The following is a 13,152-nucleotide window of genomic DNA, read 5'->3' as shown; positions in this document are numbered from 1 at the left end:
ATTACATCTCCAGCCAATGATCACTGCGCAGACGCTGTAAAACATTATTAGCTTGATATTATTACGAATTATTTTCCATCGGATGTGGTCACTAAAACTTGGATGAGCAGGTATTTTCAGGGATTGAAGACGACTGTTACAGTGTTTCATTTATGCAACGTGTGAAGTTTTTTCTTGTCACATGCTGAACCCATGTCGATATGCCGGCAGCAGCCTGAAGCAGTGGCGCTCGTCCTCCCCACGCGCCTATCGCGGTGTCATCTACCCCTGTACTTTTCCTCCCATCATTTCAGACTGCGTCCACAACGACACATTTGTATTGACGAGGATTTCAGTGTATCCGTGCAGCAATTACTTAGTACGGTGCTGTCGTTGTATAGGTGCGCATTCCACCTCTACATTAAAACTCTTGAAATTTCTGAATATTCGAATGTTTCATTTGTAAATATATGAGTGGTTCTGGCGCTGGTTTCCCTATGCGGCAATTAGCACGGTCGTATTACCCCAAATCGGCGTCAATCAACAAACACATAATGGATCGCACCAATTCCCCTGCCGGGATTTTCAATGGCGTATCAAGTTCAGCATTGTTATCATGCGAGATGCCTGATGCATATATATCCAACGTCAATATGGAGCAAAGACATTATGTCCGATGACCAGCAATCTCCTTCCCGGCGCCGCACGCTCATCAAGACCCTGGTGTTCGTGCCGATGGGTGCGGGCGCTGCAGCGGCGATCCAGCAGAACTTGCCCAACGCAACGGCCGCAGCGCCGGCCGAAGGCAAGCCAGATGCTTACACCCCCAAATTCTTCACCGCGACCGAATGGAAATTCGTCATCGCCGCCGTCGATCGCCTGATTCCGCATGACCAGCACGGCCCTGGCGCCGTCGAACTGGGCGTGCCCGAATTCCTCGACCGCCATATGCAGAGCCCGTACGCCGCCGGCGCGATCTGGTACATGCAGGGTCCGTTCCTCGAAGCGACGTCCGAATTCGGCTACCAGGGCAAGCTGGCGCTCAAGGACATCATCCGCGTGGGCATCAAAGCCGTCGACGCGCATTGCGCCAGCAGCTTCTCGGGCAAGGCGTTTGCGGACCTCGACCTGCGCATGCAAGAGGCGGTGTTGAAGGACCTCGAAGAAGGCAAGATCAAGCTGGCCGACATTTCGTCGAAGCTGTTCTTCGCTGATTTCCTCGCCGAAGTGCGCGCCGGCTACTTTGCCGACCCGAGCCACGGCGGCAACAAAAACATGGGCGCATGGAAGATGATCGGCTACCCCGGCATGCGGGGCGATTATCTGGAGTGGGTCAAGATTCGCGACAAACCGTATCCGCTCGGACCGGTCGATCTGGCGGGACGGAGAGGATAAGCATGGCAATCGTAAAACCAAAAACAGATGCAGTGATCGTTGGCATGGGCTGGGTTGGCGCCATCATTGCCAAGGAATTGACGGACGCCGGCATGAACGTCGTCGTGCTCGAGCGCGGTCCTGACCGCGACACGCAGCCCGACTTCGCCTACCCGCGCGTGATCGACGAGCTCGAAGGCTCGGTGCACCGCAAGTACCTGCAGTCGCTGGCGCAGGAAACCATCGCCATCCGCCACAACGGCACGACGTCGGCGGTGCCGATGCGCCGCATGGGCTCGTTCAAGCCGGGCACCGGCGTCGGCGGCGCCGGTTCGCACTGGTCGGGCTGCCACTTCCGCGCGCTGCCAGAGGATTTCAAGATCCGCAGCATCATGGAGCAAAAGTACGGCAAGAAGATCCTGCCGGCCGGCATGTCGATCCAGGATTTCCCGATCACGTATGAAGATCTGGAACCGCACTTCGACCACTTCGAATACGTGTGCGGCACCTCGGGCAAGGGCGGCATCATCAATGGCGCGCAAGTTGCCGGCGGCAATCCGTACGAAGGCTCGCGCTCGCGCGAATTCCCGCTCGGGCCCAACCCGGACTACCTGGGCGCCGAATACTTCTACAAGGCCGCCAACGCGATGGGTTATCACCCATACCCGATCCCGGCCTCGAACGCTTCGGGCACCTATGTCAACCCGTACGGTTGCCAGATGGGGCCATGTAACTTCTGCGGCTTCTGCTCCGACTATGGCTGCCTGAATTACTCGAAGGCAAGCCCGAACGCGAACATCCTGCCGGTGCTGCGTGGCCGCAAGGGGTTCGACCTGCGCACGATGGCGCAAGTCATGAAGGTCAACCTGACGCCGGACGGCAAGATGGCCACCGGCGTGAATTACCTCGACGCCCAGGGCCGCGAGACCGAGCAGCCAGCGGACATCGTCATCCTGGCCGCGTTCTCGCTCTACAACGTGCACCTGATGCTACTCTCGGGCATTGGCCCGGCTTACGATCCTGTCACCAAGACCGGTACCGTCGGCAAGAACTACTCGTACCAGAACCTGAACCGCGTCTCGCTGTTCTTCGACGAAACCGTGCATGCCAACCAGTTCATGGGCATTGGCGGCGGCGGCGCCACGTTCGATGACCTGAACGGCAATCGCAACGATCCGACCAAGACCGGCTTCATCGGCGGCGGCATCATCTGGGCGCGCCAGCCGGGCGGCGGTCCCGTGCGCGGTATCGCGACCGCACCGGGCGTACCGGGCTGGGGCAGCGACTGGAAGAAGGGCGCCAAGGAAGCGATGCGCCATTCGTTCTACTTCGAAGTGCAGGGCTCCTGCATGTCGTACGACGATGCCTACCTCGACCTCGATCCGAACTACAAGGATGGTTTCGGCCGTCCGCTGCTGCGCATGACGTTCGACTGGCACGAGAACGAAATCATCGCGTCGCAATACCTGGTCGGCAAGGCACAGGACATGTGCCAGGTGCTCAATCCATTGGCCATCAAGGGCGATGCGAAAAAGGCGGGCAGCCACTACAACATCAACCAGTACCAGAGCACGCACACGGTTGGCGGCGCGATCATGGGCGACAACCCGAAGACGTCGGCCCTGAACAAGTATCTGCAGTCGTGGGATGTGCCGAACGTGTTCGCGCCGGGCGCCAACGCGTTCCCGCAGAACAATGGCTACAACCCGACCGGCATGGTCGGCGCGCTGGCCTACTGGTGTGCCAAGGCAATCCGTGAGCAGTACATCAAGAACCCAGGCCCACTGGTCCAGGCATAAGAGGACGAACAGATGACGACGAAAAAACCTGTGAAAAAAGTCCTCCTGACCCTTGGCATCGTTGGCGCGCTGGTGTTTGCCGGCATGTACGGCTACGCCGTTGCACCGACCGAGACGCGCAAGATCGAACCCGGTCCGCAACTTGCGGCCGGCGCCAAGCCTGATGCCGGCCTGATCGAGAAGGGGCGCTATGTCGCCACCGCCTCGGACTGTATCGCCTGCCACACGGCGCCAAGCGGCAAAGCCTTCGCGGGCGGCCGCGTGATCCAGTCGCCGATCGGCAATATGTACTCGACGAACATCACGCCGGACAAGACGACCGGTATCGGCAACTACACGCTGGACGATTTCGATCGCGCGATCCGCCACGGCATCACGCCGACCGGCGGCACGCTGTATCCGGCGATGCCGTTCCCGTCGTATGCCCGCATGAGCGACGACGACCTGCGCGCGCTGTACGCCTACTTCATGCACGGCGTGGCGCCGGCAAGCGCCGCGAACCGCGCGGCCGACATCCGCTGGCCGCTGTCGATCCGCTGGCCGCTCGGCATCTGGCGCAAGACCTTCGTGCCGGTGCAGGGCCCGATGGACCTGTCGAAGTACGCCGACCAGCGCATTGCACGCGGCGCCTACCTGGTCCAGAGCCTGGGTCACTGCGGCACCTGCCACACCCCGCGCGCCGCCACGCTCAATGAGCTGGCGCTGGACGAGTCGGGTCCCGAGTACCTGGCTGGCGGTCCGCTGATCGACGGCTGGCTCGCGGTGAACCTGCGTGGCGACAAGGTCGACGGCATGGGCAACTGGAGCGAGAAGGATATCGTCGATACCCTCAAGACCGGTCGCAACAGCCATTCGGGCGTGCTCGGCGAGCCGATGCAGGACGTCGTCCTGCACAGCACGCAGAACATGACGGATGACGACCTGAGCGCGATGGCAGGCTACCTCAAGACGCTGCCGGCCACGGGCAACAAGAAAGCCAGCTTCACGGCCAGCACGGCGACGGTCGACGCCATCATGAGCGGCGACGACAGCCAGCGCGGTGTCCAGCTGTATCTGGACAATTGCTCGGCCTGCCACCGTGTCGACGGCAAGGCCTCGGGCAATGTGTTCCCTGCGCTGCCGGGCAACCCGACCGTGCTGCAGCAGGACCCGAGCTCGCTGATCCGTGTGATCCTGGCCGGCGCACGCCTGCCATCGACCAAAACGGCGCCATCGGAACTGGGCATGCCGGGCTTCGCATGGCGTCTGTCGGACGAAGAGACGGCGCACCTGACCACCTTCGTGCGCAATGCCTGGGGTAACAAGGCCGCGCCAGTCGGTGCAGCCGATGTGGCCAAGGTACGCAAGGCACTGAAGGACCACGAGATCCACGAGATGGACAAGGGCGATACCAAGCACTAAACGTGTGAGGGTAGCGTGACGGCGGCGCCGTCGGTACAGGGTCATTCACGTGATCCGGTGCTGGCGGCGCCGCTTTTTTTCACGGGTAGGGTGGGCGGGTTTCCCGTCCACGCGTTCAACGCACCTCCGCACACCACGGAGCGACGCTAGGCGTGTGTCCATCCCGCCCGACCTTCCTGTACAGTTTATGCTGTGAGACTAAGAGCCCCCGTAACACCGGCAGGTTCCACATTGGCACGCGTCGTGTTTCGCTTGAAGGTGTGCACGTAAACAACCACCACGCCAGCGACCCCATGCGCTGGCAACCGAGGTGCAGCCTGACGGGGCTGCCGGATTATCCATGACGATCGAACTTATTCTGGTGGCAGCCAGGAGCTTCCTGTTTGTACTGGTAACGATGTTGCCAATCCTTAATCCGGCCGCAACCGCGCCGATTTTCCTGAGCCTGACCGAAGGCGCCTCGCCGACGATCCGGGCGCTGCTGGCACGCCGCATCGCCCGCAACATGTTCTGGCTGATGGCCGGTTCGATGCTGATCGGCTCGTACGTCCTCGATTTTTTCGGTATCTCGCTCCCCATCGTCCGTATTGGCGGCGGCCTGATCCTGGCCTCCGTCGCCTGGCGCCTGCTCGGGGCGACGCCTGCCACGCCCGACAGCCGGGCCTCCCTGGCCGAGACCTTCACGCCGGAGCACGCCCAGCGCCAGGCCTTTTATCCGCTGACTTTCCCGATCAGCTGTGGCCCGGCCTCGATCGCCGTCGCCATCACCGTCGGTGTGGCCCTGCATGATGTCAAGGTGGTGTTTTCACTAGCGCGCATGGGCGGCGCCTTGCTCGCCCTCGGCCTGATTGGCGTGCTGCTGTACCTTGCGTTCCGCTACGGCGAACATTTCCTGCGCCTGATCGGCGAAGCCGGCACCGCCGTCTTCCTGCGCCTGACCGCGTTCATCCTGCTGTGTCTGGGCGTGCAGATCGTCTGGGACGGGGTGCGCGAACTGGTGCTCAGTCTGATGCCAGTAGCCACCCATCTTGCCGCTTTAATTTGACCTTATGGTCCTGACCTTTGGAGACCATCGATGACTTTCCTTACCACCACACCTGCCTGCATGGCGTTTGCATTGTCGGGCTCTCTCTGCGGCAGCGCCGCGTTTGCACAGGACACGCCGGAGTTCGATTTCTACGGCTCGCTGCGCACCCAGGTCGAATCGGTCCACCCAGATCGTGCTGATTCCTACACTGGCCTGCGCGACGCATATTCACGCGTGGGCGTCAGCGGCAAATACCCGATCAATGCAGATCTGGCGCTCGTCGGACAGGTCGAACTGCCGGTCGATGTCGCCAACGCCAGGCTGCGCGATCCCTACGACCAGGATGAAAACATCCGCATCGCCAGCGTCGGGGTGAAGGGCACCCTCGGCGCGCTCACCTACGGCCAGCAATGGATGCCTTACTACAACGCGGTGGCGGCGCCGGTGGACATGTTCAGCACCTACTACAGTGGCTATGCGACCTACACCGTGTTCCGGGTAGCCAAGACGCTGGCGTACACGACCCCCGACTACAACGGCCTGTCGTTTGGCGCAGGCTATGCGCCCAGCAGCGGTAACCGCCGCTCGACTTCGCGCATCGACGACCGCCGCTGGCAGGCAGTGGCCACGTATGTCCGCGGCGACACCCGCCTGGCGGCAGGCGTCGATGACCGGGGCGACGCGGGCTATGGCAAGAACCGCATCTACGGCGTCACGCTGAGCCATCAGGCCGACGCCCTGTATCTCGCAGTGAAGTACGAGGCATTCGAGACGGGCAACCGCCAGCCAGGCAGCTTCTCGACCGATGGCAACCGCGCCATCAATCTGTACGGCCACTATGCGCTGGGCAAGAGCACGATCAAGCTGATGCTCGCCAAGGTGGACAACTACGGTGACGAGATCATCCATCTCGGCATCGATTACGCGTTGTCGCGCGACGCCAGGTTGTTTGCCGAGCTGTATCGTGAAGCTGAAACGGCGGCGCTGACGACGCGCCGTGGCGGCCTGGCGGACGTGGATGGCGGTGTGCGTGGTGGTCGTGCGCTGGCAGTGGGGCTGCGTTACGATTTTTGAGGCGGCGCGCAGGGATGCCAGAAAATTGCCGGCAATTCCTGCGCAGGTGACCTTGCTGATCTATGCGCGCATTGCAGCTTGTTCAATTTTGCAAAGCGACCTTCATCCGGATACGCCGGTCCTCTGGCGTGTCAAAGCTCAGCGGGTTGAACAGGCCAACGGTATCGCTGCCCGAGACGAAACGGTGTTGTAGCCGCTTCCTCAGTACGTTTATCGCCCAGTCAGCACGCGACTTTGCTAAAGCATAATTCTTCTTTTCGTCGCAGGGAGAGGGCTTGCGAGCTATCGAGCGGCGGCAAGGATAGGCACTGGCGGAAGCATAACCGTACACTGTGAAGATATAGACCTGCTGCTCCTCACCCAGTACGTCGGCGAGTTGGGCAATCTGCATTTCCAGTGCCCGGTCCTCAGCCTTGCTGATAGCGAAGCTGGAGTCGAAGTCCAGTGTTACCGTATCGCCTGATACGCTTGGTTGGCAGCGGAGCGCTGGCGTGCCACTGCGGATGCGTTGGCACAGCCGCTCGAAGTGTGATGGCTGCTTTGGGGCGGTGGCGGCAAGCACTGCCTCCATGGCCTGGCGCCAGGCAGCAGCATCCTCTGCACCAGGTTGCCCTGCCGGCCGCGACGCAGGCGGGTCCAATTTCGCTTTTTCGATCGCCTGGTGGGCAAGTGCAGGATTCGCGGCGTCGGGCAGCCCTTGGCCGATCAACGTCGCACTCATCACAGCCTTTCCGCATGCCGCCCATGAGCGTTCTTTCAGTTCTTTGTGGGTCAGTTGCTCGGTCGCCGCGAGTTGCTGCTCCACGTTGGCGCACAATGCCACCTGCTGCAGGATTGAAGGGGCTTTTTGTCCACCCCCGTCCGTGGAGGACTCAACACGATACGCCTCGGCGACAAGACCGAGGAAGGTCGTGTCCGATTTTTGCTCGGCCTCCACTGATTTGTGGCCCGTGTAAATTAAGCCTTGTTCCCATTCCTTGCGAACGCTTTCCAGTGACCTCTTGCCGCCCTCCAGATCCACCTGCATACGGATGAGGGCAGCAAACACAAAGGGCGAGAACAGCGACGCATTTTTGGCCACATTATCGTCGTCGGGCACCAGGCGTTTGCAGGTCGCGGCCATGAAAGCAAGCTTCGCCGTATTGCTGTTTTTTGGTAAACGGTCGGCAATATAGGTGGTGAACACCCCATCGAATTTATTCTGTATCTTATCTTCGAAAAGATAGGTTCCGAGCGTGGCGGCGCCATATGCGTGCTCATCCACCTTGTCGATGGTCCGATCTACTTGCGACAACAGGCGATCTATACCGACAACCATTTTGTCGGCCACTTTTTCGTATAGTCTCGTCGCCATGAGATCAGCCGCAGCGACTTGGACTTCCAGTGAGAACAGACTGTCGAGCGCCCGGGCGCCAGCTTCCAGCCGCTGCTCCATGAAGGCGCTGCTGGCGACAAGGTTGGCTGTGTCGCGTTTCAGCTGATTGCTCGTGTTCTTGATCGCTTGCTGTTCCATTGTTGCGGTCGTCGTGAGTGTCTCGCCGAACTGCTCTAGAAGAGATGCTGTGTTCTCTGCAAGACGTTGTGAGCGTCGTGCAAGGGCAGAAAAATCTCGTATCTTTTGATGGAGGTCGCCGACTTTTTTGTCCAACGTCGGTCGGATCGTCGCCAACTTCCGGCCAAGAGCGGCAACGCAGTTTGTGCGACGTTCGCACGCGTGCGCTTTCGATAGCGACTCATCAAGCACTATCTTTGCATTCCTTAACTCGCCATACAGCGCATTCAGGGCTTTGGGGATATCGTTTTGAGTTTGGATCAGTTCGTTTCGAAGGCTTTCCTGTTCGTTTCGGAACGACCTGAGTGTGCTCTTATTGGTTTCTGAAAACTGGTGATTTATAGAGAGCAGAATCGTATGGTGCTGTTCCAAGTTTGCGAGCAGGTTTCCGGCAAAAGTCATGGGATTAGGTGGCGCCGTTATTGACGTCGAACCCACACAGCTCTGATTGCCGTCGGCGCAGGTGGCTACCAAGCGCATGGAGATGGCGTTCAACAGGTCGCTTTCCACATCTTTGCGATTTGGTACAGCTTCTTCGATATCTGCGCATCGCTGCGCGATCATGACCGAGCGGTCCAGCGACTTCTGGATGTGGGTCACGCAACCGCTCGCCAATAGGCAGCAACACAGCAAAAAGAGTGTGGATCCGATCCATTTGGTTCTCATGTAAGCCTCCCTTGGTGTATTTACAGAACTAGTTTGACCTTAATCAAATTGTTTTTCCATCAATATTTACAGCACTTGGTTCCGATTGTTTTTTTACAACATATGAAGAAGTCAAATATAAAAAAGCTTAATGCACCTATTTGAGGGAAGGTCAGCCTGTCGTTGTAAAAACCGATGAAAGGTGGTGGTGCGGGAATTTTTGTTTTACAACTGCCTTGCGTAAATGCATCTCAGCCTTATGTGGTGTCGATGAAAAATTCTATTTCCTCGACGCAGCATCCCGACATCCTGTACGGACCCCACCAGCCCGAGTTGCTGCGCGATGAAATCCTGGCCGACCTGCTCGAAGCCAGCGCGCAGCGTGCGCCCGACCAGCCCGCCTTTGTGTCCGGCGCACGCCAGCTCAGCTACCGCGAACTCGACGAGCAGGCCAGCCTGGCCGCCTCGCGCCTGATCGACTCCGGCATCGGGCCAGGCGATATCGTCGGCCTGTGGATGCCACGTGGGATCGACCTGTTGATCATGCAGGCGGCGATCGCCAAGACCGGGGCCGCCTGGCTGCCGGTCGACGAAGACACGCCGGCCGAGCGCCTGCTGGTCTGCATGACGGACGCCGGTTCGCCGGCGCTGGTGGCCAGCGAACGGATGCGCGAGCGCCTTGGCAGTATTACCCAACCCATCCACATGGCCGAGCACCTGCTGCTGCCCGCAACCGACGGCTACGTGCTCAAGCGCCGCGGCGTGGTCCCGGGGAGCGCGCCGGCCTATGTGATCTACACGTCGGGGTCGACCGGCAAGCCGAAAGGCATCCTGATCGACCAGCGCAGCATCTGCCACTTCCTGCGCAGCGAAAACGCGGTGCTGGGCGTGCGTGCGGACGACCGTGTCTACCAGGGATTTTCGGTCGCCTTCGACATGTCCTTCGAAGAGATCTGGATTTCCTATCTGGTCGGCGCGACGCTCTGGCTCGGCCCCAAGGAAGCCGCAGGCGATCCGGAAGCGCTGCCGCGCCTGCTCGCGGAAAACGGCGTCACCGTGCTGCATGCGGTACCGACCCTGCTGTCCCTGTTCGCCCAGGATGTCGCGAGCCTGCGCATCATCAATCTGGGTGGCGAGATGTGCCCGGAAGCCGTGGTCGAGCGCTTCTCCCGGCCCGGCCGTGTCATGTTCAACACCTATGGCCCGACCGAAGCGACGGTCTCGGCCAGCCTGGCGCGCATGGAACCGGGACGCACGATCACCATCGGCGATCCGCTGCCGAACTATGGCCTGCTGGTCATTTCGACCGAGACCGACAAGGGCCTGCAGATCCTGCCGCGCGGCGATACCGGGGAGCTGTGCATCACCGGTCCCGGCCTGTCTGCCGGCTACCTGGGGCGCGCTGATCTAACTGCCGAAAAATTCCTGCCCAACCCATGGGCCTGCGGCAGCGACGATGCGCGCCTGTACCGCACGGGCGACCTCGCGCGCATCGAACCGGACGGGCAGGTGGTGTGCCTGGGCCGTACCGACGATCAGGTCAAGATCCGCGGTTTTCGCGTGGAACTGGGCGAGATCGAGGCTGTGCTGGCCCAGCAGGACGGCATCGGTACCACCGCCGTCCTGCTGCGCAAGGACGATGGCATCGACCGTCTGGTGGCCTATCTGGTGCCGACGCCGGGTGCGACCGACGAACAGCTTGCGAGCGCCACGTTGCGCACGGCGCTGTCCGGCCGCCTGCCGCCCTACATGGTGCCGAGCCGCTTCGAAGTTCTCGCGGTCATGCCACGCCTAACCTCAGGAAAGATCGACCGCAAGGCGCTCAAGGCCATGGCACTGAGCGCGCCGCTGCCGGGCGACCTGGCGGCATCGGACGCGCCGGAAACCGCGGGGGAGACTGCCTTGTTCGCGGCCCTTGCCCAGCTGTTCCCGGGGCAGCCGATCCGGCGCGAGCAGGATTTCTTCTCCGACCTGGGCGGCCACTCGTTTTTTGCCGCCCGCCTGGCAAGCGCCTTGCGCCAGGATCCGCGCTTTGCCCACATGACGGTGGGCGACATCTACCAGAAGCGCCAGGTTGGCGCGATCGCGGCCAGCATCGATCAGGGCGCGGGAACGGCGGCGATGGAGGCCGACTGGACCCCGCCGCCCGCAGTGCGACGCTGGGTCTGCGGCCTGGCCCAGCTGGCGGTGTTTCCGCTGCTGGTGACGCTGCGCATGGCGCAATGGCTAGCGCCGTTCTTCGCGTACCACTCCATGACCGGCGCGCCCGGCGACAGCGTCCCCCGGGCAGTTGCGGCAGCGATCGGCGTGTTCCTGCTGGCGACGGTCATGGAGTTCGTGCTGGCGATTGGCGGCAAATGGCTCGTCGCCGGGCGGCTCAAGCCTGGCTCGTACCCGCTGTGGGGCATGACGTACTATCGCTGGTGGCTGGCCGACCGCCTGATCGATGGGGCGCCCACCTACCTGCTGGCCGGGTCGTCGCTGTACACCTGGTGGTTGCGCCTCTTGGGCGCGAAAATGGCGACGATGTCGTGATCGGCTCGATGACGGTGCGCGCGCCCGAACTGCTGCAGTTCGGCGACAACGTCAGCATCGGCAATGCCGTCAATATCGAGAACGCGCGCGTGGAACGCGGCCGCCTGCTTCTGGGGCGTGTCACGCTCGAAGACGATGCCTTCGTGTCGTCGTACGCCATATTGGAAGGGAACACCCTCGTGGAGCGGCATGGCCATCTGGAGGGCCAGTCGGCGCTGCAGGACGGTGGTGTCGTGCCCGCGAACCGCGTCTGGAAGGGCTCTCCGGCACGCGATGCCCACGCATTCGATCCATCGGCACTACCGCCGCGCCCGCACACGGGCCAGCTGCGCCGCGCAGGCGAAGCGCTGTTCTTCGTCTTCGGCATCCTGCTGGTGGCGACGCTGTTCTTCATGCCGGTGTTCCCGAGCTTCGTGCTGATCGACTGGTTCGACGAGCGCGGTGCGCTGGCCTGGCTGCAGGCGAGCACCATCGAAGGGCAGCTGGTACGCTATTTCGTGCTGGCCTTGCCGGCCAGTGCCGTGCTGGTGTTCCTGACCATGCTGGTGTCGGCGGCGATCCGCTGGGGCTTCCTGCCGCGCATCCAGCCGGGCCGCTACGCTGTCCACTCGAACGCCTATTGCAAGAAGTGGCTGGTCAGCCACATCCAGGAGTCGAGCCTGAACGTCCTGCACGGCATCTACGCTACCGTGTATGCGCCGTTCTGGTACCGCCTGCTGGGCGCCAAGGTCGGGCGGGATGCCGAGATTTCCACCGCGCTGGGCGTGGTCCCGGACATGCTGACGCTGGGCGATGAAACCTTCATTGCCGACGCCGTGATGCTGGGCGACGAACATGTCGATGGCGGCTGGATGACGATGCAACCTACGGTGGTGTCGAACCGCTCGTTCGTCGGCAACGGCAGCTACATCCCGGACGGCACCATCCTGCCAGAGGGCGTGCTGGTGGGCGTGCACACCCACGCCCCGGACAACGAGCGCATGACGGCCGGCGACACGTGGCTCGGCTCGCCCCCGATCCGCCTGCCGGCGCGCGAGCAGGTCGGCGGTTATCCGGAGCACCTGACCTACAAGCCATCGCTACTACGCCGCCTGGGCCGCTCGCTGGTGGAAGCCTTCCGCATCGTGGCGCCGCATGCCATGGTGATTACGGTCGGCTACACGGTGGTGCTGGATCTGATGCCGATCGCGGGGGCAGGGCACTGGGGCGCCGTCATTGCCTACCTGGCGTTGATCGGGCTGGCCTACGGCATCGGTAACTACCTGTTCGTGCTGGCCTTCAAGTGGCTGTTACTGGGCCGCTACGAGAAGCGCGCGGAGCCGATGTGGACGCCGTTCGTCTGGCTGTCCGAAGGCGTCACCAATATGTACGAAGGCATTGCGGTGCCCAACTTCATGCGCTACCTGCGCGGCACGCCATGGCTGCCGGTCGCGTTCCGCCTGCTCGGCTGCCACATCGGCAAGGGCGTGTACATGGACACCACCGACATCACGGAGTTCGACTGCGTGCACATTGGCGACCATAGCGAACTCAATGCGCTGTCCTGTCCGCAGACCCACTTGTTCGAAGACCGGGTGATGAAGATCGACCGCGTCGATATCGGCAGCAAGGTCTACCTCGGCCCGCGCAGCGCAGTGCTGTACAGCGCGCGGGTGGGGGATAACGCGCGCCTGGGACCCCTCACCTTGGTGATGAAAGGCGAGCATATTCCGGCCGCAACGAGCTGGGTTGGTCTGCCTGCGGCGCCCTTGCGGGCTGCGGGGTGA

General features: G+C 61.7%; 6 protein-coding genes and 1 pseudogene. 6 read left to right on the top strand and 1 reads right to left on the bottom strand.

Annotated elements, in window-relative coordinates; all coding sequences use genetic code 11:
* Positions 1–648: 648 nt before the first annotated feature.
* The 5 genes from NX775_RS13655 (at position 649) to NX775_RS13635 (ending at position 6,654) form a co-directional block, all read left to right on the top strand.
* Complete coding sequence (locus tag NX775_RS13655; protein WP_183557268.1) at positions 649–1,374, top strand: gluconate 2-dehydrogenase subunit 3 family protein; 726 nt, start codon at positions 649–651, stop codon at positions 1,372–1,374.
* A gap of 2 nt (positions 1,375–1,376) precedes the next feature.
* A complete protein-coding gene (locus NX775_RS13650; RefSeq protein WP_183557271.1) occupies positions 1,377–3,152 on the top strand; it encodes a GMC family oxidoreductase in 1,776 nt (591 codons plus the stop codon).
* Between the two features lie 12 nt (positions 3,153–3,164).
* Positions 3,165–4,553 carry a cytochrome c gene (locus NX775_RS13645; RefSeq protein ID WP_307732210.1) on the top strand — a complete coding sequence of 463 codons (1,389 nt, stop codon included), beginning with the start codon at positions 3,165–3,167 and terminating at the stop codon, positions 4,551–4,553.
* 340 nt (positions 4,554–4,893) lie between these two features.
* Positions 4,894–5,598: a MarC family protein gene (locus tag NX775_RS13640; RefSeq protein WP_258836498.1), complete on the top strand. Its 705-nt coding sequence runs from the start codon at positions 4,894–4,896 to the stop codon at positions 5,596–5,598.
* Between the two features lie 30 nt (positions 5,599–5,628).
* Positions 5,629–6,654, top strand: a complete 1,026-nt coding sequence (locus NX775_RS13635) for a porin (RefSeq protein WP_258836497.1) — start codon at positions 5,629–5,631, stop codon at positions 6,652–6,654.
* An 82-nt stretch (positions 6,655–6,736) separates the two neighbouring features.
* Here NX775_RS13635 and NX775_RS13630 read toward each other — a convergent pair whose 3' ends face one another.
* Complete coding sequence (locus tag NX775_RS13630; RefSeq protein ID WP_258836496.1) at positions 6,737–8,806, bottom strand: hypothetical protein; 2,070 nt, start codon at positions 8,804–8,806, stop codon at positions 6,737–6,739.
* A 315-nt stretch (positions 8,807–9,121) separates the two neighbouring features.
* On the opposite strand from NX775_RS13630, the pseudogene NX775_RS24190 reads away from it, so the two are divergent.
* Positions 9,122–13,152: pseudogene (locus NX775_RS24190) on the top strand (Pls/PosA family non-ribosomal peptide synthetase).

This window comes from Massilia aurea, from assembly GCF_024753205.1.
Classification (GTDB): Bacteria; Pseudomonadota; Gammaproteobacteria; order Burkholderiales; family Burkholderiaceae_D; genus Telluria; species Telluria aurea.
The sequence above is the reverse complement of the archived record's forward strand: the minus strand, read 5'-3'. Positions and strand labels throughout refer to the sequence as shown.